The 23876-nt window shown below is 32.6% G+C and carries 23 protein-coding genes; 13 read left to right on the top strand and 10 right to left on the bottom strand.

The window, feature by feature from the left end:
* Window positions 1-4 precede the first annotated feature (4 nt).
* The gene (smpB, locus tag AC15TD_RS08315; protein ID WP_484451675.1) at window positions 5-463 is read right to left on the bottom strand and encodes an SsrA-binding protein SmpB; all 459 of its coding nucleotides are present in this window, start codon (window positions 461-463) and stop codon (window positions 5-7) included.
* Between the two features lie 163 nt (window positions 464-626).
* Here smpB and lpdA point away from each other — a divergent pair, with 163 nt between their 5' ends.
* Entirely contained in the window at window positions 627-2027 is a 1401-nt protein-coding gene (lpdA, locus tag AC15TD_RS08310) for a dihydrolipoyl dehydrogenase (protein WP_484451674.1), read from the top strand.
* A 120-nt stretch (window positions 2028-2147) separates the two neighbouring features.
* On the top strand, window positions 2148-2516 hold the full coding sequence (locus tag AC15TD_RS08305) for a hypothetical protein (RefSeq protein ID WP_484451673.1): 369 nt from the start codon (window positions 2148-2150) through the stop codon (window positions 2514-2516).
* Window positions 2517-2579: 63 nt separating this feature from the next.
* Here the strand turns inward: AC15TD_RS08305 and AC15TD_RS08300 are convergent, their stop codons facing one another.
* Both AC15TD_RS08300 and AC15TD_RS08295 read right to left on the bottom strand, forming a co-directional pair.
* Window positions 2580-3296, bottom strand: a complete 717-nt coding sequence (locus tag AC15TD_RS08300) for a LytR/AlgR family response regulator transcription factor (protein WP_484451672.1) — start codon at window positions 3294-3296, stop codon at window positions 2580-2582.
* Window positions 3297-3299: 3 nt separating this feature from the next.
* Entirely contained in the window at window positions 3300-4352 is a 1053-nt protein-coding gene (locus AC15TD_RS08295; RefSeq protein WP_484451671.1) for a sensor histidine kinase, read from the bottom strand.
* A 191-nt stretch (window positions 4353-4543) separates the two neighbouring features.
* Here AC15TD_RS08295 and AC15TD_RS08290 point away from each other — a divergent pair, with 191 nt between their 5' ends.
* Window positions 4544-4948 carry a MotA/TolQ/ExbB proton channel family protein gene (locus AC15TD_RS08290; protein ID WP_484451670.1) on the top strand — a complete coding sequence of 135 codons (405 nt, stop codon included), beginning with the start codon at window positions 4544-4546 and terminating at the stop codon, window positions 4946-4948.
* A gap of 69 nt (window positions 4949-5017) precedes the next feature.
* On the opposite strand, the gene AC15TD_RS08285 is transcribed toward AC15TD_RS08290, so the two are convergent.
* The 3 genes from AC15TD_RS08285 to AC15TD_RS08275 all read right to left on the bottom strand — a co-directional run bounded on the left by AC15TD_RS08285 (window position 5018) and on the right by AC15TD_RS08275 (window position 7168).
* On the bottom strand, window positions 5018-5797 hold the full coding sequence (locus AC15TD_RS08285) for a S1/P1 nuclease (protein ID WP_484451669.1): 780 nt from the start codon (window positions 5795-5797) through the stop codon (window positions 5018-5020).
* A 109-nt stretch (window positions 5798-5906) separates the two neighbouring features.
* Window positions 5907-6395: a threonine/serine exporter family protein gene (locus tag AC15TD_RS08280; protein ID WP_484451668.1), complete on the bottom strand. Its 489-nt coding sequence runs from the start codon at window positions 6393-6395 to the stop codon at window positions 5907-5909.
* On the bottom strand, window positions 6392-7168 hold the full coding sequence (locus tag AC15TD_RS08275) for a threonine/serine exporter family protein (protein WP_484451667.1): 777 nt from the start codon (window positions 7166-7168) through the stop codon (window positions 6392-6394). Before AC15TD_RS08275 ends, AC15TD_RS08280 begins: the two co-directional genes overlap by 4 nt.
* A 160-nt stretch (window positions 7169-7328) precedes the next feature.
* Here AC15TD_RS08275 and AC15TD_RS08270 point away from each other — a divergent pair, with 160 nt between their 5' ends.
* On the top strand, window positions 7329-7829 hold the full coding sequence (locus AC15TD_RS08270; RefSeq protein WP_484451666.1) for a TlpA disulfide reductase family protein: 501 nt from the start codon (window positions 7329-7331) through the stop codon (window positions 7827-7829).
* A 91-nt stretch (window positions 7830-7920) separates the two neighbouring features.
* On the opposite strand, the gene AC15TD_RS08265 is transcribed toward AC15TD_RS08270, so the two are convergent.
* Window positions 7921-9267, bottom strand: coding sequence for a DEAD/DEAH box helicase (locus AC15TD_RS08265; RefSeq protein WP_484451665.1), 1347 nt, complete (start codon window positions 9265-9267; stop codon window positions 7921-7923).
* 41 nt (window positions 9268-9308) lie between these two features.
* Entirely contained in the window at window positions 9309-10196 is an 888-nt protein-coding gene (locus tag AC15TD_RS08260; protein ID WP_484451664.1) for an aldose 1-epimerase family protein, read from the bottom strand.
* A 79-nt stretch (window positions 10197-10275) separates the two neighbouring features.
* Between AC15TD_RS08260 and AC15TD_RS08255 the strand changes: the two genes are divergently transcribed.
* The gene (locus tag AC15TD_RS08255) at window positions 10276-11568 is read left to right on the top strand and encodes an anthranilate synthase component I family protein (protein WP_484451663.1); all 1293 of its coding nucleotides are present in this window, start codon (window positions 10276-10278) and stop codon (window positions 11566-11568) included.
* Here the strand turns inward: AC15TD_RS08255 and AC15TD_RS08250 are convergent.
* Window positions 11565-12257 (bottom strand): sigma-70 RNA polymerase sigma factor region 4 domain-containing protein, encoded by a 693-nt coding sequence (locus AC15TD_RS08250; RefSeq protein WP_484451662.1) that lies wholly within the window; start codon window positions 12255-12257, stop codon window positions 11565-11567. The two genes, AC15TD_RS08255 and AC15TD_RS08250, sit on opposite strands and share 4 nt — an antisense overlap.
* 124 nt (window positions 12258-12381) lie before the next feature.
* Here AC15TD_RS08250 and tilS point away from each other — a divergent pair, with 124 nt between their 5' ends.
* The 3 genes from tilS to AC15TD_RS08235 are packed head-to-tail and all read left to right on the top strand — an operon-like array spanning window position 12382 to window position 16338.
* Window positions 12382-13698 carry a tRNA lysidine(34) synthetase TilS gene (tilS, locus tag AC15TD_RS08245; protein ID WP_484451661.1) on the top strand — a complete coding sequence of 439 codons (1317 nt, stop codon included), beginning with the start codon at window positions 12382-12384 and terminating at the stop codon, window positions 13696-13698.
* Window positions 13695-15317 carry an adenine deaminase gene (ade, locus tag AC15TD_RS08240; RefSeq protein WP_484451660.1) on the top strand — a complete coding sequence of 541 codons (1623 nt, stop codon included), beginning with the start codon at window positions 13695-13697 and terminating at the stop codon, window positions 15315-15317. Before tilS ends, ade begins: the two co-directional genes overlap by 4 nt.
* 55 nt (window positions 15318-15372) lie before the next feature.
* On the top strand, window positions 15373-16338 hold the full coding sequence (locus AC15TD_RS08235; RefSeq protein WP_484451659.1) for a YheT family hydrolase: 966 nt from the start codon (window positions 15373-15375) through the stop codon (window positions 16336-16338).
* Here AC15TD_RS08235 and AC15TD_RS08230 read toward each other — a convergent pair.
* On the bottom strand, window positions 16328-17797 hold the full coding sequence (locus AC15TD_RS08230) for an SLC13 family permease (RefSeq protein ID WP_484451658.1): 1470 nt from the start codon (window positions 17795-17797) through the stop codon (window positions 16328-16330). The genes AC15TD_RS08235 and AC15TD_RS08230 overlap by 11 nt on opposite strands.
* Before the next feature lie 147 nt (window positions 17798-17944).
* Between AC15TD_RS08230 and AC15TD_RS08225 the strand changes: the two genes are divergently transcribed.
* From AC15TD_RS08225 to AC15TD_RS08205, 5 genes are all read left to right on the top strand, one after another.
* Complete coding sequence (locus AC15TD_RS08225; protein ID WP_484451657.1) at window positions 17945-18400, top strand: (2Fe-2S)-binding protein; 456 nt, start codon at window positions 17945-17947, stop codon at window positions 18398-18400.
* Window positions 18401-18411: 11 nt separating this feature from the next.
* Window positions 18412-20613, top strand: a complete 2202-nt coding sequence (locus AC15TD_RS08220) for a molybdopterin cofactor-binding domain-containing protein (protein WP_484451656.1) — start codon at window positions 18412-18414, stop codon at window positions 20611-20613.
* 23 nt (window positions 20614-20636) lie between these two features.
* Window positions 20637-21647, top strand: a complete 1011-nt coding sequence (locus AC15TD_RS08215) for an XdhC family protein (RefSeq protein WP_484451655.1) — start codon at window positions 20637-20639, stop codon at window positions 21645-21647.
* 11 nt (window positions 21648-21658) lie between these two features.
* A complete protein-coding gene (locus tag AC15TD_RS08210; protein WP_484451654.1) occupies window positions 21659-22258 on the top strand; it encodes a nucleotidyltransferase family protein in 600 nt (199 codons plus the stop codon).
* 69 nt (window positions 22259-22327) lie between these two features.
* Window positions 22328-23863 (top strand): YifB family Mg chelatase-like AAA ATPase, encoded by a 1536-nt coding sequence (locus tag AC15TD_RS08205; protein ID WP_484451653.1) that lies wholly within the window; start codon window positions 22328-22330, stop codon window positions 23861-23863.
* Window positions 23864-23876: the final 13 nt, after the last annotated feature.

Raw genomic sequence — 23876 nt, 5'->3', positions numbered from 1 at the left:
CTTTTTATTTATATATTTTCTTTATACGATCAAGATTACGTTTATTATCTCGGTCTTTTATAGTCTCGCGTTTGTCGTAAAGTTTTTTTCCTTTCGCTAAAGCAATATTTAGTTTGGCATAGCCCTTATCATTAATAAATAATTTTAAGGGAATAATAGTAAGTCCGGTGTTTTGAACTTCTTTGTATAGTTTTTTAAGTTCTTTTTTATTTAAAAGAAGTTTTCTCTCTGCTTTGGGTCTATGATTGTAATAAGTGCCATAAATATATTCTTCAATGTTCATGTTAATAACAAAAAGCTCACCTCGTTCGTTAAACTCACAAAAACTTTCAGAAATAGACGCTTTACTATTCCGTATCGATTTTATTTCGGTTCCAGTTAAAACAATACCAGCAGTATATTTATCTAATATTTCATATAGAAACCGAGCCTTTTTGTTTTGTATGTTGATGTTTTTTTGCATGAACACAAAACTACATAATTTTAGGTTGTTTACCTTTTATAATTAACGAGTTTTTAAGGTTTTATATGATGACTGTTACTTAGTTTATTAAAAATTGATTTTTGTTGTAGTAACATAAAACATTTGTATTTTTGTTTTTCATTTTTTAAAATACTTAGATTTTATGAATTCATATGATGTAGCCATAATTGGTTCTGGACCTGGAGGATATGTAGCAGCCATACGTTGTGCCCAATTAGGAATGAAAACAGCAATTGTAGAGAAATATGCTACACTTGGAGGAACCTGTTTGAATGTTGGATGCATACCAAGTAAAGCACTTTTAGATTCTTCTCATCATTACGAAGATGCCATAAAGCATTTTGAAGAACATGGAATTGATATTCCGGGTGAAGTTAAGGTGAATTTAAAACAAATGATTGCACGTAAGCAGGCGGTAGTAGACCAAACAACGTCTGGTATAGATTTCTTAATGAAGAAAAATAAGATTGATGTGTATGAAGGCTTGGGAAGTTTTAAGGATGCCACTCATATTACTGTAAAAGGAAAGGAAACTTTAGAGATTGAAGCAAAAAATACGATTATTGCTACCGGTAGTAAGCCATCAAGTTTACCGTTTATTTCTATTGATAAAGAACGAATTATAACGTCTACAGAGGCTTTAAAACTTGAAGAAATCCCTAAGCATTTAATAGTGATTGGTGGCGGTGTTATTGGACTAGAGCTTGGTCAGGTTTATAAACGTTTAGGTGCTGAAGTTTCAGTTATTGAATATATGAATCGAATTATTCCGAGCATGGATTCAGGACTTTCAAAAGAACTTAACAAGGTTTTGAAAAAGCAAAAATTCAAAATAAACACTTCGCATAAAGTCAAATCTGTTGAGCGAAAAGGAGATGAGGTGATTGTAAAAGCGGATAATAAAAAAGGTGAAGAAGTAGAGTTTAAAGGTGATTATTGTTTAGTATCGGTTGGTAGAAGGCCGTATACCGATGGTTTAAATGCAGAAGCTGCTGGCGTTACGTTAACAGAACGTGGACAAATAGAAGTCAACGACCATTTGCAAACCTCGGTTAAAAATATTTATGCTATCGGTGATGTAGTTAAAGGAGCTATGTTAGCTCATAAAGCAGAAGAGGAAGGTGTTTTTGTTGCCGAAATATTGGCAGGACAAAAACCTCATATTGATTATAATTTAATTCCTGGCGTAGTTTATACATGGCCTGAAGTAGCGAGTGTTGGTAAAACAGAAGAGCAACTAAAAGAAGCTGGCGTAGCATACAAAACAGGACAATTTCCAATGCGTGCGTTGGGTAGAAGTAGAGCAAGTATGGATATTGATGGATTTGTAAAAATTTTAGCTGATAAAAACACAGATGAAATTCTTGGAGTACATATGGTTGGTGCTCGTGCAGCCGATATGATTGCCGAAGCGGTTGTTGCTATGGAATATAGAGCAAGTGCTGAAGATATTTCAAGAATGTCTCATGCGCATCCTACATTTACTGAAGCTATTAAAGAAGCGGCTTTAGCGGCTACTGAAGATAGAGCATTACATATATAATATTCAATTTGAATAAAATATAAAAAGCAACCTTAAAAGGGTTGCTTTTTATATTTTATTACACTTTTATTTAATTGCTTGATTTATTTTTCTTAAATTGGAATCTAAACCAACCGAATTATGAAATTATTCACATATTTATTGTGCATCTTATGGTGTATTACAAGTTATTCGCAAAAAGTTCAAATTCCTGATTCAAATTTTGAAAAAGCTTTAATTGATCTTAAGATTGATTCAGACCAAACTGTTAATGGGTATATTTTGCAAAGTGATGTTATTTTAATTACCGATTTAGATGTATCAAATAAAAAAATAAAAAGTTTGAAAGGGATTGAAGCATTTACAGCACTAAGGTATCTAAATTGTGAAAAAAATTTACTTTCAAATTTAGATATAACTCAAAACATAGGTTTGACTATGGTTTTTACAGATGTAAATAATGTAATTCCTAAAAATCAAACTAAAAATTTATTGATGTGGGTAGATTGATTAAAATAAATCATTCAGGACTTTTCTAAACATATAGTGCTTGTTTTAAGTATTTACTATACATTAGTAGCCTTCCAATTGATTTAAAACATCTTTTTTATAACTTCTACTAATGGTTAATGCTTTGTTTTGAACTGTTATATATTCATTAGTAAAAGATGAAATATGTTTAAGAGATACTATAAAAGATCGGTGAATTCGTAAAAAATTATTAGAGGGTAGTTTGGCTTCAATAGCACTTATAGTTTCTCGGGTAACAATAGTCGAATCTTTTAAGTGCAATTTTATATAGTCGCTAAGGCTTTCAATGTAGATAATATCTTCAAATTCAATTTTTATCATTTTTCTATCAGCCTTCACAAAAATGAAATCTATTTTTTCTGTTGAAGAAACGATATTTTGTTTGGAATCGTTGTAAACTCCAAAGTAGGTGTTTATTGCTTGAAGCAAACGTTCAAAGGTTATGGGTTTTAATAAATAATCGACCGCTTTTAATTCAAATCCTTCTACGGCATAATCCCGATAGGCGGTGGTAAAAATTATTTTAATTTTTTTATTAATCGATTTTGCAAATGAAATTCCAGATATTTCAGGCATATTGATATCTAAAAAAACAAGATCTATGTTGTGGGTATTAATATAATTAAAAGCTTCTAAAGCATTTTTACATTGAGAAACAATATGAATATTTGCTATTTTAGATAAATGAGTAACCAAAATATCTCTGGCTATGGCCTCATCATCTACAATTAAGCACTCTATAGTTTCCTGTTTCTGCATGTTTTAAATCGTTTTTAGTGATAGGTTTACTTTAAAAAGGTCTTCATCTGAACTAATGTGTAGCGTATAATTGTCTTTATATAATAAATTTAGTCGTTTTTTTAAATTATCCAATCCAATACCTTTTTTAGATTGATTTTCTACCGATGCATTATTCTCAATATAGAATTTAAGGACATTATCTTGAAAGTTGAGATTTATTTTAATTGATAGGATACTATTTTTTAAGGCGCCATGTTTAAAGCTATTTTCAACAAAAGGCAATAATAACATAGGTGCAATTTTAGTTTTTTCAAAATTCCCTGTAGAGTTAAAGGTGATATCTAAGAAATCATTAAAACGCATTTTTTCTAAGTCTATATAGTCTTTAATATGGTTAACTTCGTCATTAAGTAAAACAAAAGGTTTTTCCACTTGATACAATAAATAATCTAATAGGTTAGAAAGCTTTATAATCATTTCTGGGGTTTCATCAGCCTTTTTTAGAGCAAAACCATATAAGGTGTTCAAAGTATTAAATAAGAAATGTGGGTGGATTTGCATCTTTAAATACTGAAGTTCTTGTTCTTTAAGTTTTAATTGAGTTTCTAAAACTTTAGTTTCAAGTTTATTGGCTCTTTCAGTATTTTTTAAATTGAGTTTTACCATTTTAAAGGCACTCACTACGATGGTTACAAGATACACGGCTACCATGATAAAAAACATGTTTTTACTAATTGGCGCCATATTCTTTGACTCAAAGTGAGATAGATAAATCAATCCATAAAAAACAGAAAATATAATTAAATAAGATGAAATAATTAGGGTGTAGATGCTATAAAGCGCAAAAAGAGCATATTGTTTTTTTACGAGATAATCAGGGATTAATTTATAAATTGAAACATAGGTTATAATAATAGTAATAGGCATTAAATAAAGGGAAAAAGAGAGCACATAATTAAAATTCTCTGATCCAACTCCAAAAAAATAGAGATAAAATATAAGCACTCCAAACCAGAAGGTAATGTGAAGTAAAATTCTTCCTATCAGATTTAAAAGCTGCTTTTTATTGGACATATTTGGAAACAATAATACAATAATACTTTAAATTTATGTTTCATATGGAAATTATAGGCGAATGACCAATTTAGAAGTGTATTTAACATGATGGTTATTTAAGGGCTTTAATTGGTTATCTGTCTCATTTAAAAAATTAACATTGATTTCAAACTTATGTTTGTAGTATAAATCAATTAAAACAGTTCACGATGCATTTACAATTCTTATCTGAGAGTTATTCTTTATTTTCAATATTTTTTATAAACATATTTATGGATGGTGGTCCTGTTTTTATGACACTCATACTTTTGACTTTAGTCTTATCATTCTTTTTTTTAGTTAAAGGCTTTTTAAGTGTAAAAGACAATCCTGAAAAGTCAAAAAGGATGCTTCAGTTTGTTAGTGATGTTAGTTTACTAGGATTAGTATTGGGATTTTTGGCCTCTATAATCGGACTGATTGGTGCTTTTGATGCTATTGAAGGTTTTAGTGAAATAAATACGGCTTTGTTAGCCGGTGGACTAAAAGTCTCCTTTTTAACGACCTTATTCGGTAGTTTCGTGTTTGTAATTTCGAGAATAGGAATCTTGATATTACGAAGTGTAATGAAATAGAAGCATACAATCAAAAATCAAAAAACGAACACAATCAAAAGAAGAGCTTGATATTATCAAGCTCTTTTTTTAGAATAAATCATTTAAGACTTTAGCAAGTCTGATGCCGCCCTTTTGAAGTTGTGCTCTAACGATTTCAAAATTATTATAGGAATACCGATAACGTAAATTTTCATTAGGCTTTACATTGGCGTATACATTTTTTGTTAATTGATGTGTGTCGTTAACCCAATCAATTAGGCTGCCTTCTTGTAGCGCATTTATTTGTTTTTTTGTAAGCTTCTCTCTATTGTCTGCCAGTTCACTATAGCTCATATCATAACTATCAATCATTTTTCTATCCCAAACGGCATGTAAATTAGTGTCGCTGTAAAACCATTGGAGTTTAAAATCATTTCCGCCTTTATCTTCAACCAAACCAACATGCATGGGCTGATGTAAATCACCAATAAAATGGATTAATAATTTTAGATAAAAAATTTTATCATCATTGCTCGAATTTTCGTCTTTTATAATGTTAATACAGTAATTGATTCCTGTAACTAAATCACCTTTTTCACTTTTTTCAGAAGTCTCATAATTTGAGTCTAATGGCATATTAATAAAGTGCCACGTATAGAATTCATCATAACGTTCATCAGATTTAATATCATCGGCAAAAGTAGAAACGAAAGCCAAAGATTCATTATTAAGTAATTTTTTTAATTTTCTTTTTGTTCTAGATTTTAAATGCTTACTAGCAATTTCACCAACAACTCTATGGCCTGTAGCACTCCAGTCATCAGAGGCTTGTGACTGATATGTAATAAAAAAAGAAAAGGCGAGTAGATACGTAAATATGGATTTCATAAAAATATTTTGGCAAATTTATAAAGATGAATTGAAAAGACAATAATATATGTGATGTGTTTTTTTTAAAATGCTCGTTTCATAACAAAAACATAGATGGCCAATTATGCTAATCTTCTATGTTTTTTACCGTATTCTTTTTCATTAAAAGCATCGGCAAAGCAACACCAACTGTAAGCGATATTAATACAAAAACCATGGTAAATCCATTTGTAAAAATAGCATTAATTAATTGTAAACGTTTGTCCGTATCTTCAATCATAAAGGTAAAATTCATTATTGACAAAACGGTTTTATAAGCAAAATAACCAGGAATCATAGGAATTACAGGAGGTATAGAAAATACAACTGGTGGTTGGTGTATTTTATGTGCTAATGGGACACTTATTATACCTACAAATGAAGCCGCTGTGAAGCTGGCAAGAACGACATGTATATCAAATTGAATTAATAAAAATTTAATAAATCCAGCACCAGCACCCAATAAAAATACTGTTAAAATAGAGTTTTTAGGTATGTTAAATAAAAGCCCAAAACCAAGTGCTGCAATTCCAGACCAAAAGGATACTTCTAATAATTTTAGTGTAATTTCTATCATCCTCTTAAATTTATTTGAAAAATATACATGGCTAAAAATAAGCCAATAGCCATCGCAAATACAATCATAGCGCCTGTTGTAAATCGTACCATACCATTTATTATTTTACTATCCATTAGGTCTGTAAAGGAGTTGATTAAAGGAACTCCAGGAACTAAAAACAAGATAGATGTTGCTAATGCAGTTGATGGGTTAGAACCAATATTATAAATTACCCCTAAAGATGCTAAGGATGATGCTACAAATGATCCTAAGAAAATTCGAATGTACAGGTTGTATTTAAGTTTATGTGTTTCTTGAAAAACATATAAGCCTGTAAAGGTGCTCACAAACGCTATAAGCATATTATAATAGTCTCCTCTAAAAATGTTACAAAAACCAGCGCCAGCTAAACTTACTGCAACAAGAACAAGCCATCTAGGATATCTTTTTAAGGTTTTAATTCTTTTAATTTCCTCAGCGATTTGCTCTAAACTCCAATCCTCGCTTAAGGCTGTCCAACTTGCTTTACTAATCGCAGAAATAAAAGTAAAATTTATGATGTAAGGCGGTATTTTTTTTACTCTGGTACAACTCAAATTGGTTTTTTTGTCATATAAAGTCATCACAATGGTTTTGTGACTAATAAAACTAGAAGCCTTAGTATTTAAAACAGAGGCAAACCTGTCAATACTTAAATTTATTCTAGTTGTATTGGCTCCAGAAACCATTAAGAGCGATGAAATATCTAATAGTAAATCGGCTGTATGTATAAGTTTTGAAGAATCAGTCATAATAGATGCTATAAGCAAATGCTAAATTAAGGTTTTCATTTCTTTTTTAGTGAATAAATAAGGTAATACCACTAAATTATAACTTCATTTTTTTAATAAATAGTGTAACTACGATGACAAATAATGTATATTTATATCTGTTAAAATAGTTCAAATTTATATGAAATATGTCTTCCCGTTATTGATTGTAATCCTCATTATATCCTGCAAACCAAAAGAAACAGATAAGAATGTTACCATAGAAATTCTAGATGCGTTTGAAGAGCTTCAAGCTATTATCGATTCTAATGCTGATAATGTATTAGTTTTAAATTTCTGGTCGACCTATTGTCCGCCATGCATCAAAGAGATGCCACATTTCAACCAATTAGAAATGGAATATCAAAATAGAAATATTAGAATTTTACTAATAAGTTTAGATGATGTTCTACAACTAGATGCTCGAATTTATCCCTTTGTTAATAAGTACAACATCGAACAAGAGGTTATGGTACTTAAAGATCAAAACTATACGAAGTGGACCGAAAAAATTGATAAATCTTGGTATGGTGCCTTACCCGCAACACTTATTATTAAGGGAAAAAATAGAAATTTTAGATTTGGTAGTTATGAAACGTATAATGATTTAAAATTGGATATTGAAAAAATGTTGAGATTTTAATTTTTAATAAGAAAAATCTAGCGTATCCCATCGGATGATATAAATCACTAAAACGGATTCATATCATTAATGATAACCGTCATGAAAAAAACTACTTCTTTTTATTTCGCTTATTATAATTTTTATCACCTCTGGTTTTAGGCTTTTTGTATTTCTCGGCAATTTTGAATTTATACGAACCCCCTAAATTTTCCTTTCTGTTTTTTTCTTTCTTTTCATGAAAGGCAGGTCCAACATCTTCATCTTTTTTATTAGGGTTGTTACGTTCTTTTATTTTAGGGCGTTCTTCTTCAATAAGTTGATCTGATATGTCGACGTTTTCAGGAAATGCGATTAAATCAATTTCCTTATTCATAAGTGATTCAATCTTTTCAACACTTTCAAGTTCTTTTTCTGTTGAAAATAATAATGAAATACCTTCCCGTTCTGCACGACCAGTTCTACCAATTCTGTGCATATAGTTTTCAGGATAGTCAGGCGTATCAAAGTTAATGACATGACTAATATTATCAATATCTAAACCACGCGCCATAACATCAGTTGCCACTAAAATACGGTTTTCACCATTTCTAAATTGTTCAATACTTCTAAGTCTATAATTTTGTGTTTTGTTGGAATGAATCACACAACATTGGTCATGAAATGTTTCTTCTAACTTTTCAAAAAGTAAATCAGCTAATTTTTTAAAACCCACAAAAATTAATACTTTATTAAAAGTGTTAGCATCCTGCAATAAATGACTAACTAAATTAACCTTGGTGTAAAAATTAGCAACGGTATAACGATGTTGTGAAATATTTTCCAAAGGTGTTCCTGATACGGCAATAGATACGCGTTCAGGCGTTTTAAAAAATTCAGAAATCATCACATCTACATCATGTGTCATAGTCGCAGAAAACATAATGTTTTGTCTGCGTTCAGGTAACAAATCAAAAATATTAATGAGCTGATGTCTAAACCCCAAATCAAGCATCACGTCCACTTCATCAATCACTAATTTTTGAATACTTTTTACTTGTAACACTCTGCTTAAGGCTAAATCATAAAAGCGACCTGGTGTAGCCACCAAAATATCCAAACCTTCAGCGATGGCTTGTTTTTGTGTGTTAATGTTGGTGCCGCCATAAACCCCTAAAACACGAGCATTACTATATTTTGCAAGGTTTTCGATATCATTAACAACTTGAACAACCAATTCTCGAGTAGGTACTAACACCATAATGCGAGGTGTTTCTTGTGTCGAGAATTTTAGATGTTTAAGAATAGGCAGCATGTAGGCATAGGTTTTTCCCGTTCCGGTTTGTGCAATCCCAACCATATCTTTTCCTGAGGCAACCACATTAAAAGCTTCTGCTTGAATGGGCGTAGGTGTCGTAAAGCCTAAGTCGTCTAAGGCGTTATATAAAGGTGTATTTAAGTTTAAATCTTGAAAAGTCACAGTTGTAATTTAGCTGGCAAAGTTAAGGCTAATATTCGTATTTAAACCAGATGATTGTTGTGAATTTCAATACTATAGCTCGCTGTAAAGCTTTCTTGAGCCTGTAAAGACAAAATACCTTCTTTTGTTTTAAAGTCTTGGTTGGTGTCTTCACTATCAGCAATTCCTAACCAAGGTTCAATACAAACAAAATTGCCGTTCGGTTTTGCCCAAATCCCTAAGTACGGAAATTCGGGATATTTAACAGATAGAATAGCACCATAAGTATCGCTTTTTAAAGTAACTTTTCTAGATTTTAAATCTTTAAAAACCAAAGCGTCTTCATTAAATAAATCATGTTTTAATCTCAAGATGTTCGTATTATTAAAAACAGGTTCTGTGTTTGAAGAAATCAAACCATTACTAATATTAATGAGATGTTTTTCCGAATTTTCATTGTGTTCAAACTCTAAAAAATAGTCTTTGTAATTATCATTATATAAGGGGCACTTAAATGCTGGGTGACCACCTAAAGAAAAATACATGGTTTTCGAATCTATATTTTTAACCGAATGAATGACTTCAATCACGTTATCTGTAAGTTTGTAGGTGATATAAAATTCAAATTTAAACGGATATGATTGTAGTAAGGATTCGTTGTAACTTAATTTAAATGTTAAGCTGTCCGTAGTTTGCTCATGTAAAATAATGTCATCATTGTATCTTATAAATCCGTGTTTTACAATCTGGTATGTTTTGTCTTCAAAAATATAGCTGTCGTCTTTTAAGGCTCCAATAATGGGGAACAAATTGGGTGCGTGGTTAGCCCAAATATTTGGGTTAGCATCCCACATAAATTCATTCGTGTTTTGTACAGAAGAAATTTGTGATAATTCCGCACCTGCTTTTTTAATCCCTATTTTAAGTTTGTTATTTTGTATTGTATACATAGCTGTGTATTTAAAACTAATATGCAAAATTTATAATTTTTTAAGGATTCTAACTAACTTTACCCTATAATTTTTTTTATTGAGAACAACGATTATTCATAAAGTTGAAAATCCTGAGTTATTTAAACAAAACTTACTCCTTTGGAGTCAAAGGTTTCATGAGATAGTTTGGCTGGATTCTAACAATTACCAGCAAACCTATTCTAGTTTTGATACTATTTTGGCCGTTGATGCTATGAGTAGTATTCAAACAAATTATCGTGATGCGTTTAAAACACTAAAGCATTATCAATCAAATTGTAAGGATTGGATTTTTGGGTATTTAACTTATGATTTGAAGAATGATGTTGAGCCCCTAGAATCTAATAATTATGATGGCTTACAGTTTCCAGACTTATTTTTTTTCCAACCAAAAAAGCTATTTTTATTTAAAGAAAATCACATTGAAATTCAATATTTAAATACTGTTATAAATGATTTGGAACAGGATTTAAAAGATATTAAACAATTAAATAAATCACCAATTCAAAAAAACCAAGAAGGCATAAAAATAAAAATGCGTATTCATAAAGATGCTTATTTTGAAAAAGCGCAACGTATCTTAGACCATATTCATCGTGGTGATGTTTATGAAGTTAATTTTTGTCAGGAGTTTTATGCCGAAGAGACAGAAATCAACCCTTTAGAAACCTATTTTAAGCTCAACGAAATTTCAAAACCACCGTTTGCAACCTTCTTAAAACTGAATGATTTGTTTTTAATGTCATCGTCTCCTGAACGCTATTTGAAAAAAGAAGGTCATTCAATAATTTCGCAACCTATTAAAGGAACAGCAAAACGTTCTTTAAATTTAGAAGAAGATGAAAAGCTTAAAACAGCATTATCTTTGGATGAAAAAGAGCGAAGCGAGAACATTATGATTTTAGATTTGATGAGAAATGACTTATCTAAAACAGCTAAAAAGGGTAGTGTAAGTGTCGTTGAATTATGTAAAGTATACACCTTTAAACAAGTGCATCAAATGATTTCAACAGCGATTTCTCAAATTAAAGATACGGTACATCCTGTCGATGTTATTAAAAGCACATTCCCAATGGGAAGTATGACGGGAGCCCCAAAAATTTCAGCCATGAACATTATTGAAGCATTAGAAGAAACCAAACGTGGTTTGTATTCTGGTGCTGTGGGATATTTTACGCCAGAAGGCGACTTCGATTTTAATGTTGTTATACGCAGTATTTTATACAATGAAACCAATCAATACGTGTCCTATTCTGTCGGTGGTGCCATTACAGCAAAAAGTGACCTACTAAAAGAATACGAAGAATGCCTTATTAAAGCAAAAGCGATGCGAGATGTTTTGGAAAATTAGTCTAGATGATCTTTAAACTGTTTTTTCACTTCCTCATAAATAAATTCTACACGACTCACCTCAATAGATTTTACCTTTGCTATTTCTTCAAAGCTAAGTTTTCCAAAAACAAGCAAATCTATAACGCTAGAAACATGTAATGGTAACCAGCTGTATAAATTTCCTAAAATTTGTTTAGATCTGTTAGATTCTATATGCTCAGCATCAAATTCAGATAACAAGGAGCTGTCATTATCGGCATATAAAAACAAGTGTTTGTGTTTACGGTCTTGTTTATACGAAATATCATTAAGCTCTTCATTCATTATAAAATCCCAATCAGCATCCATCGTATAGTGTTCTTCTAACTCATCAAGCTCTTCTTCAAGTATGCTATTCGTACTAATGGTATTTTTATGAAACGCTTCTTTTTTAAACAGTGATTCTAAATTAGCATTGGCTATTTTGAAAAGTTTGATTTTTATAGTGTTTATATCGCTGTCAACATCAAATCCATTTTCATAAAATTCAGCAATGCTATCATCAATTATACCGTTTGATGTATACATTTTTTTAGGTAAAATTCCTGTCGATTCAGCAATATATAGTCTGTGTTTTACATAGGGATGTATTTGTTGTGTTGTAGAAACTACGCGTTTGTCAAATGCTAATTTTGTGGCTTTATCGTTAATTTTTTCTATTGAACACATAATAATAGTATTTAAAATTAATGTTATTAAGATACATATTTTTTGCATCATAAATCCTGATTATTGTCATTTTATATTAACAACGTGATATTAATTTGAATATTCAAAGTTGTATATTTGAAATATGATTGCACAATTTCAAAATCATATTGATACGCGTTTTTCTTTTTTAAAGAATAGCCGACTTTTAATAGCCATTTCTGGTGGGATTGATAGTGTGGTATTAACCCGTCTATGTCATCGATTAAAGTTAAATATTGCCTTAGCACATTGTAATTTTAATTTAAGAGGTGATGAAAGTGATGCCGATGAAGATTTTGTATTGCAATTAGCTGAAGATTTAGATTTGGAAGTTTTTATTGAAAGTTTTGATACCAATGCGTATGCTGAAGAACATAAATTGTCTACTCAAATGGCAGCCAGAGACTTGCGTTATCATTGGTTTCAAAAATTAAAAGACCAGCTAAAATTCGACTATATTTTAACAGCACATCACGCTGACGATAACTTAGAAACGTTTTTAATTAATTTATCACGAGGAACGGGGCTTAATGGTTTAAAGGGGATTCCGGAAATTAATGGTGCAATAGTTCGACCATTACTACTATTTTCAACTAAAGATATAGAGGTTTACGCTAAAGAACATCAACTAAAATGGCGTATTGATAGCAGTAATGCATCAACTAAATATTTACGTAATAAACTCCGTCATGATGTGATTCCTGTCTTGAAAGAAATCAACCCACAGTTACTGCGAAATTTTCAAAAGACGTTGAGTAATTTGAATGACACGGCTGATATAGTTGAAGACAGCTTAAATGCGGTTTTCAAACGTGCTATTGTTAATATCGATGTCAACACATTAAAGTTTAAAATATCAGAATTCAAAACTCTAAAAAACCCGAAAGCCTATCTTCATGAGTTTTTAAAAGATTTTGGATTTACAGAATGGAATGATATTGTTAATTTATTAGATGCCCAAACAGGTAAGCAAGTGTTTTCTTCTACTCATCGCTTATTGAAAGATAGGGATTATTTGATATTGACGAATATAACATCTGATGAAAAATATCAAGTGATTACAATAGCTCAAAACGATACTAATATCCAAATTCCATACGGAGTTTTGCAATTTAGTCTGGAGTTTGATATGTCGTCTACGAAATCTAATATCCTTTATGTAGATAATGCACTTTTAAAATACCCGCTTTCAATTAGGAAATGGCAAGAAGGGGACTTTTTTTATCCGTTAGGTATGAATGGAAAAAAGAAGTTGAGTAAATACTTAAAAGATGAAAAGTTATCTTTAATTGAAAAAGAAAATATCTGGTTGTTAATATCTGGTGATGCGATTGTTTGGGTTATAGGTAAACGGCCTGATGATCGTTTTAAAGTAACAGAAAAAACACAAGAAATTTTAAAAATAGAGTTGAATAAATGATAATACAAGGGCAAATAGTTGATATACAAAACCGACGAATATTTAAGGGGGAAGTAACCTTTGAGAATGGGAAAATCACATCTGTTTTAGAAAAAAATCATGATGTGAATCACTATATTTTGCCTGGTTTTATTGATGCCCATATTCATATAGAAAGCTCTATGTTGGTACCTAGTGAATTTGCGCGGTTAGCAGTAAAGCACGGCACGGTTGCAACGGTATCAGATCCGCATGAAATAGCCAATGTGCTCGGTGTTGAAGGGGTTGAGTTTATGATTGAAAATGGTAAAAAAGTACCTTTCAAGTTCAATTTTGGTGCACCTTCCTGCGTGCCTGCTACGAGTTTTGAATCGGCTGGTGCTCGTATCAATTCAGAAGATATTAAAAAACTACTCAAAAATCCGGATATCAAGTATTTAGCAGAAATGATGAATTATCCAGGTGTTTTGTTTGATGACAAAGAGGTGATGAAGAAAATAGCTTGGGCAAAAGATTATAACAAACCCGTTGATGGTCATGCTCCGGGATTACGTGGCGATGATATTACGAAATACATCAATGCAGGAATTACAACAGATCATGAATGTTTTACGTTCGAAGAAGGCTTAGAAAAACTTCAAAAAGGAATGAAAGTGTTGATTCGCGAAGGGAGTGCTGCTAAAAACTTTGAAGCTTTAATTGACTTATTACCAGAATATTTTGAAAACATGATGTTTTGCTGTGATGACAAGCATCCAGACGATTTACTTCTTAATCATATTAATAAATTATGTGCCAGAGCTATTGCTAAAAACATAGATGTATTTAAAGTATTACAAGCCGCCTGTATCAATCCGGTAAATCATTATAATCTTGATGTTGGTTTGCTCCATAAAGGTGATGCTGCAGATTGTATTATGGTCGAAGATTTGATAGATTTTAAAATCATTCAAACGTATATTAATGGTGAATTAGTATTTGATAAAGGAGAATCACTCATCAAGCCCGTTGACTTTGAACTTTTAAATAATTTTAAAACAGATAAGAAAGATGTTTCAGAATTTAGGTTTGATTCATCAGTAAAACAAATTCGAGTTATCGAAGCTCTTGAAGGGCAGTTAGTAACTAGCGAAATTATTGAGGATAGTTTGATAGAAAATGGTAATTTGGTTTCTAATATTCAGAAGGATATTTTAAAAATGACTGTTGTTAATCGCTACCAGAACCAAAAACCGTCGATTGCCTTTATAAAGAATTTCGGTTTAAAAGAAGGTGCTATTGCCTCGTCGGTTGGTCATGATTCTCATAATATCATTGCTGTAGGCGTTTCAGACGATGCTATTTGTAAAGCCGTGAATTTAATTATTGAAAATAAAGGAGGTATTTGTGCTGTGTCTAATTCCGAAGAAAAAATTATTCCACTACCGGTAGCAGGCATTATAAGCGACCAAGATGGAGAAACTGTTGGGATAAAATATGCTGAATTAGATGGTATGGCAAAACGATTGGGGAGCACCTTACACGCTCCTTATATGACCTTGTCTTTTATGGCACTTTTGGTAATACCATCATTAAAATTAAGCGATAAAGGCTTATTTGATGGCACATCTTTTAAGTTTGCAAGTCTCGAAGTAAGATAGTTTATTATGTCTAATAACCAAAATCATTAACCAACAACAAGTAACGAACACCCAAATGCCCATAATAGAAAGCAATTATAAACCACCATTCTTATTTAAAAACGGTCACGTATCTACTGTGTATTCCGGTTTGGTAAGACAAGTAAAAGGTGTTGTGCAAAAACGTGAACGCATTACCCTTCCGGATGATGATTTTCTTGATTTAGACTGGAGTTTTTCAGAAGAAAAAACAACTCAAGTCATCATCTTACTTCATGGTTTAGAAGGCCATGCACAACGACCTTATATTACGGGAACGGCAAAACTTTTTAATGATAATCATATGGATGCTGTGAGTGTGAATTTTAGGGGTTGCAGCGGAAGCGAGAATTTAAAATTCCGTTCTTATCATTCAGGTGCCACAGAAGATTTGGAGTCTGTTATTGATCATATCATTAAAACTAAAACCTATACGCACATTTATATAAAAGGTATAAGTCTTGGAGCTAATATGGCTTTGAAATATCTAGGAGAGCGTTCTGAAATTCCGAACCAAATAAAAGCGGTTGTAGCTGTTTCAGTACCTTGTTCTTTAGAAGGTTCCGCTAGAAAATTACACACGTTTGAAAATAAATTGTATCACGATAGGTTTAAAAAACACTTGGTCGATAGGCTACGAATCAAACAGCAACATTATTCAGATATTTTAAGTTTAGATAATTTTAATTCTATAAAAACTTTATACGATTTTGATAATGTATATACTGCAAAAGCACATGGATTTAAAGATGGGTCAGATTATTATGCAAAATGTAGTTGTTTGCAATTTCTACCGAATATTAAAACACGATCGCTTATTATCAACGCGCTAAACGATTCATTTCTGTCTTCAGAGTGTTACCCTGTTAAAGAAGCCAAACATAACCCAAATCTATTTTTAGAAATGCCTAAACACGGTGGCCACGTTGGGTTTATTGACAAACGAAATATTTATTACAATGAAAAACGCGCTTTGGAATTTGTTAGTCAAACTACTTTTTAAGGGAATCAGGAAAACCTTCAATAATAACATTCCACAATTCAGGGAGCGCCAGGTATACAAAACCCGTTAATATGAGTATGGATATGATATTCATAAAAAAACCTTTCCTAACCATGTCTGAAATTTTCAAATAGCCTGAGCCAAAAACAACGGCATTCGGTGGTGTAGCAACGGGAAGCATAAAGGCGCAAGACGCTGCAACAGTAGCACTAACCATAAGAATAAAAGGATGAACATCTATACTCAAAGCCATTGGTGCTAAAACAGGTAAAAGCATCGCAGTAGTTGCTAAATTTGATGTTATTTCTGTTAAAAAATTTACTGAAGCAATTAGTAATAAAATAATGACTATAATGTTTAATCCCCCTAATGCGGTCATTTGGTTTCCTATCCATAAGGCTAATCCGCTAGTCTCAAAACCTTTTGCTAATGCCATGCCTCCACCAAATAAGAGAATAATTCCCCAAGGCAGTTTTTTGGTGTCTTTCCAAGAAATTAATTGTTTGTTTTTAGTTTTTGACGGAATTATAAATAAAACTAGTGCGAAAACAATAGCAATAATTGTATCATCAAGTTGCGGTAATAGTTTTTGTAATAGAAAAGATCTTGTAATCCAACAAAAAGCAGTTACAAAGAAAACAATGGCGACTAATTTTTCTTCATATCCCATCTTTCCCAACACTGACAGCAAATGCTTAATTTCTTTTTTTCCCCCTGGAAACTCTTGTTGATTAAATGTAAAAGCGAATGAACTTAAATATTTCCAACAAATAAAAATTAATACTATTGAAATGGGGAAACCAAACTTGAACCATTGTAAAAATGTAATTTCATAACCGTAAGTTTCTGAAACAATACCTGCTAAAACTAAATTTGGAGGCGTGCCAATTAAAGTCGCTATACCACCAATAGATGCACTATAGGCAATGGCTAACATCAATGCTTTTCCGAAAATTAAATTTTCATCTTTATCAGTTTCTGGATTGTCTTTTAGTTGTTTTATAATGGCAATGCCAATAGGAAGCATCATGACTGAGGTGGCAGTATTTGAAATCCACATAGATAAAAATGCCGTTGCCACCATAAATCCTAGAATGATTTTTTTAACATTAGTCCCGATAAGGTTTATAATATTAAGAGCAATACGTTTATGTAGATTCCATTTTTCAATAGCAATGGCAATGATGAAACCACCTAGGTACAGAAATACATATTTATGACCGTATGAGGTTGTTGTGGAAGCCAAATCTAAACTTCCAGAGAGTGGAAATAAAACAATGGGTAATAATGCAGTCGCGGCAATAGGAATTGCTTCAGTAATCCACCAAATAGCAATCCAAACTGTTGATGCTAAAATGCCATTTGCATCTTCTGATAAACCTTCTGGTTTAAAAAAAAGGCGAATTAAAACATAAAGAAAAGGACCAAGAAATAAGCCAATACGCTTTGAATCTATCATCAAATTGATTTAAGTTTCTAAATTATATTTTTTGAAATAAATGTTAAAACAATATTATCTCCTAAAATACCTTTATTTTTTTTATTTTTATAGAAATACTAACACATATAAACTATCTGAATTTATTTTTTAACTAATATTAAAAAAATGCCAACATTCAATTTAAAAATTAACAATAAAGTCTACTCTGTGGAGGCTGAAATGGACACCCCTTTATTATGGGTTTTAAGAGATCACCTAAACCTTGTAGGAACTAAATATGGTTGTGGTATTGGGCAATGCGGTGCATGCACGGTTCATGTTAACGGTAATGCATTGCGCAGTTGTACGTTACTAGTTTCCCAATTACAAGGTATGGATATTGTCACTATTGAAGGCTTATCAGAAGAAGGAGATCACCCAGTGCAGCAAGCATGGCTTGAACATGACGTTCCACAATGTGGATATTGCCAAAGTGGACAAATAATGACAGCCGCAGCATTACTTAATAATAATCCAAATCCTAATGATAAGGATATTGATGCCGCAATGAATGGAAACATTTGTAGGTGTGGAACTTATATAAGAATTAAACAAGCAATCAAAACCGCATCAAAGCTATAAACTAAGAAATCATGACAAAAGTAAAAACACAATACAACCGTCGTTCATTTTTGAAAGTATCTGCCGCGGCAGGTGGAGGCATGCTTATAGGCTTTAGCTGGTTAACTGGATGCATTACAGACTCTAAAATTGAACAAGTAGCCGTTCCTAAAGAATGGTTTGATATAAATGGGTATATAAAAATAGGGGATACCGGTATGGTTACCATATATTCTCCTAATCCGGAAATAGGACAGAATGTAAAAACCTCTATGCCAATGATTGTTGCTGAAGAATTAGATGTAGATTGGAATAATGTGGTCGTTGAACAAGCCCCTTTGAATACAGGATTCTATCAAAATCAATTTGCAGGTGGAAGTTTATCTATTAGATTAAGTTGGAATGCTTTGAGAATGGCTGGAGCTGCGGGCAGGAGAATGTTATTGGAAGCTGCAGCAAAAGAATGGGGAACATCGGTTTTAGAATTAACTGCAGTTCAAGGGGTTATCAAAGAAAAAAATGGTGAGAGATCTGTAACCTATGGAGAAATCGCTTCAAAAGCTGTTGGTATTGAAATTCCTGAAGAAGTTGATCTGAAAGAAATTAGTGATTTTAAATTAATAGGAACAAGTGTTAAAAATGTAGATGGTAAAAACATTATCACAGGAAAGCCTTTATACGGATTAGATTTCAAAAGAGAAGGCATGAAACTCGCTATGATTCAGCATCCACCTGCTTTTGGTATGAAATTAAAAGACTTCAATGAAGAAGAAATAAAAAATATGCCAGGTGTAACAGATGCTTTCATTATTGATACGTCTATTGAAGAGCCAACTTGGTCAGATGAAAAAGGATTCCTTCAGCTTATTGCTATTGTGGGAGAGTCTACCTGGCAATTAATGAAAGCAAAAAGAGCCATTAAAGCTAACTGGGATGTTGTGAGTGAATTGGAAGATTCAGAAATGCATTTAGTTAATTTAGCAGCTGCAATTGAGTCTGGAGAAGTTAATAAAATAAGAAAGGATGGAAATCCAGATGCGGCCTTTGGGAAGGCAGTTAAAGTAATCGAACGAACGTATACATCTCCGTTTTTAGCGCACAATACGATGGAACCAATGAATTTCTTCGCTCATGTTACTGAGGACTCAGCAGAACTCATTGGTCCAACACAAACCCCTGAAGCTCTTGAAGGATCTGTTGCTAAACTCCTAAAGCTTCCAATTGAGAATATTACGGTTAATATGACGCGAATGGGTGGAGGATTTGGAAGGAGACTCTATGTCCACTTTGGAGTAGAAGCAGCGGCTATTTCGAAACGAATAGGAGCACCGGTTAAACTTATTTATTCGAGAGAGGATGACATGAGTCAAGGTACCTACAGACCCGCATACCAGGCAACATACAAAGCAGGATTAGATGAAAATAATAATTTAATTGTGTTTAGTGTAAAGGGTGCTGGTTTGCCTGAAAGCCCTGTTTTTCCAAACCGTTTTCCGGCGGGCACAGTTGAGAATTATTCTGCTGAAATAATAAATGGGAAAACAAATATTACTACGGGTGCATGGCGCGCGCCAAAATCACATTTTACGGCTGGTGCTGAACAATCATTTCTTGATGAGGTGGCGGAATTAGCTGGAAAAGATCCTATTGATTTCCGTTTGGAACTTTTCGATAATGCCATTAATAATCCTGTAGGTGAAGAAAATGATTATGAAGCGGAACGCTATGCAGAAGTTTTAAAATTAGTTAAAGAAAAATCTAATTGGGGTGAGAAAAAGGAAGGTATTTATCGTGGTGTAGCAGCCTATTTTTGTCATTCTTCTTATGTTGCCGAGGTTGTTGATTTAGTTTTAGAAAACGGTCAGCCAAAAGTTAAAAAAGTTTGGTGCGCGGTTGATTGTGGTATTGTAGTAAATCCTGATGCTGCTAAAAACATGGTTGAAGGTGGCGTTATCGATGGAATTGGTCATGCTATGTACAGTCAGTTAACCTTTAATAATGGTATGGTTAATGAAACAAATTTTGACAGATATCAATTGATGCGTCATTCACAAGCACCAGAAGAAATAGAGGTATTTTTTGTTGATAATGGCATCGATCCAACCGGGTTAGGCGAGCCTGGATTACCGCCGGCTGTAGGTGCTTTGGCAAATGCGCTATTTCAAGCAACAGGACAGCGATTAACACAACTGCCTTTTGCCAATCATATTCAGACAAAAAAAATACTTGGATAGCAATTTAGTTACAGATTGACTTTATGACGCATGAATTCAAAACAATAGTTGAGAGCTACCTATTAGCAAAAAAACAGGGTTTATCATCGGTCTTAGTAACGGTGGTTGATTTAGAAGGCTCATCTTATAGAAAACCAGGAGTAAGAATGCTTATTCTTGAAAACGAGAAAATGATAGGTGCCGTTAGTGGTGGCTGTGTAGAAAAAGATATTCTCCGTCAGTCAGAATCAGTTTTTAAAACAGGTAAAGTAAAAATGATGACCTATGATGGTAGATACCGTTTGGGTTGTGAAGGAATACTCTATATATTAATTGAACCTTTTAATCCTGAGAAAGCGTTTTTTAATGCATTTCAAAATTGTTTAAATGACAGAGATTCATTTATAATTAAATCATATTATTCAAAAGAGATAGGAGAAAATGAGTCCATTGGTTCAATCGTTTTTTTTAAAAATAAATCCTATTCAATTTCAAAAGATTTCAAAATAAAGAATGACCTTTTAGTTTTTGACGAAACCCTAAAACCTTGTTTTAAATTAATGATTTTTGGAGCCGAACATGATGCGGTTCAGCTTTGCAAACTTGCACATTATAGTGGTTGGGAAGTTACCGTAATATCGGGTCCTTTAGAATCTAAAACCATCTCAGATTTTCCCGGAGCAACAACTTTCTTTTCAGTATCTCCAGATACCTTAGAACTGGATTCTATTGATAGTCAGACAGCTGTTATATTAATGACTCATAATTTTTCGAATGACTTAAAATATTTGTTGGAATTGAAAGACTCTAAACCGGCATATTTAGGAATCCTCGGCCCCTCAAAAAGACGAGAAAAACTCTTATCCCAATTTTTAGAATATTGTCCTGAGGTAGATGAAGCATTTATTGAAGACATCAATGCGCCAGCAGGATTAAATATAGGCGCCGAAACACAGCAAGAAATAGCCATTTCTATCGTTTCCGAAATTTTGTCAATAGTTAGACATCAAGAGCCTAAGTCTTTAAAAGAGAAAGTAGGAAGAATTCATATTTAAAATAATTTCAATTGTCAAAATTAGCAGTATTAATTCTTGCAGCTGGTAATGCTTCTAGAATAGGATTTCCAAAACAACTCCTTAAATGGAAAGAAACTAATTTGTTGCAACACTGCATTAATTCTGTAAAAAATATTCATACAGATAGTATTTGCCTTGTTTTAGGCGCGAATTATGAAAAAATAACATCTAAAATTAATACCAATGATATTACCGTATTAAAAAATAACAATTGGAAAGAAGGTTTAGGTAAATCTATAGCTTTTGGTATTAGCCATATTAAACAATCACAGTCTGAGATTGACCATGTTCTTATTATGTTGGCCGATCAACCCCTTATAGATTCTAATTATTTGAAGTCGCTTATTGATACGTATCAAAAAAATAAGAATGAGCTGACTTGTACCTTGTATCGTCACGATAAATTGGGGGTTCCAGCTATTTTTAATGAATTTTATTTTGAAGAATTGTTACAATTAAATGATGATAAAGGGGCAAAAAAAATATTAGAAAAATATTCAGATAGGTTATTGTATGTTGATGGAAAAAACGTTGTTGTAGATATTGATATTATGGAAGATTATGAATTACTTTATAAAAAGTATCATTAATTAGAATGGGTATTTGTTATTTAAAATTTTTAAAATACTTTTCTTACATTTAAAGAGTAAACTATTTATATGCTTAAAAAAGTATTTGGAAGCGCCGTTTTTGGGGTAGAAGCAACAACTATTACGGTTGAAGTGAATGTTGATAGTGGCATAGGCTACCACCTTGTTGGACTGCCTGATAACGCTATTAAAGAAAGTAATTACCGCATAGCAGCTGCACTTCAAAATAATGGTTATAAAATCCCTGGAAAAAAAATTACCATTAACATGGCACCGGCCGATTTACGTAAGGAAGGAAGTGCCTACGATTTAACCTTAGCCGTAGGTATTCTGGCAGCATCAAAGCAAATTCAAACAGAAAATTTAGAACAATATATTATTATGGGTGAACTCTCATTAGATGGAAGTTTGCAACCTATTAAAGGTGCTTTGCCAATCGCCGTAAAGGCGAGGGAGGAAGGTTTTAAAAAGTTTATTTTACCTAGTCAGAATGCTAAGGAAGCGGCTATTGTAAATGATTTGGAAGTTTATGGCGTCGATAATATAAAACAAGTGATTGATTATTTTGATAAAGGTGAGCCATTGGAACAAACTATTATCAATACACGCGAAGAATTTTATAAAAATTTAGAGTTTCCAGAGTTTGATTTTTCTGATGTTAAAGGACAAGAAGGCATTAAGCGTTGTATGGAAATTGCGGCTGCAGGTGGACATAATATTATTTTAATTGGTCCGCCAGGTGCAGGAAAAACCATGTTAGCCAAACGATTACCCAGTATTTTACCACCTATGACCCTTCAAGAAGCGTTGGAAACTACTAAAATACATTCAGTGGTTGGTCGGGTTAAAGACAGTGGACTTATGGCACAACGCCCGTTTAGAAGTCCGCACCACACAATTAGCGATGTGGCGTTAGTTGGAGGCGGTGCATTTCCGCAACCCGGAGAAATATCCTTATCACATAATGGCGTGTTGTTTCTAGATGAATTACCGGAATTTAAACGTGGCGTTTTAGAAGTATTACGTCAACCGCTTGAAGATAGAGAAGTCACTATTTCCAGAGCGAAGTTTACGGTAACCTATCCATCATCATTTATGTTGGTGGCGAGTATGAATCCCAGTCCGGGTGGTTATTTTAACGACCCCGATGCACCAGTGACCTCTAGTCCTGCTGAAATGCAACGCTATTTAAGTAAAATTTCTGGTCCGTTATTAGACCGCATTGATATACATATTGAAGTCACGCCAGTACCTTTCGAAAAACTATCAGAAGACCGGAAAAGTGAAACATCTGTTGAAATTAGAAAACGGGTTACCAAAGCTAGAGAGATTCAAACAGAGCGATTTTCAGATTCCGATGTGGTGCATTATAATGCGCAAATGAACACGAAACAAATTCGTAAGTATTGTGTTTTAGACGACGGTTCCAAGCAGTTATTAAAAACAGCCATGGAGCGTTTAAACTTATCTGCACGTGCTTATGATAGAATTTTAAAAGTGTCAAGAACCATTGCCGATTTAGAAGGTGTTGAAGTGGTGAATGGCTCCCATATAAGTGAAGCGATTCAATATAGAAGCTTGGATAGAGAAGGTTGGTTGGGTTGACTCTTTACTGAAT

The sequence above is a fragment of the Yeosuana sp. genome, from assembly GCF_057126245.1.
The sequence above is the reverse complement of the archived record's forward strand: the minus strand, read 5'-3'. Positions and strand labels throughout refer to the sequence as shown.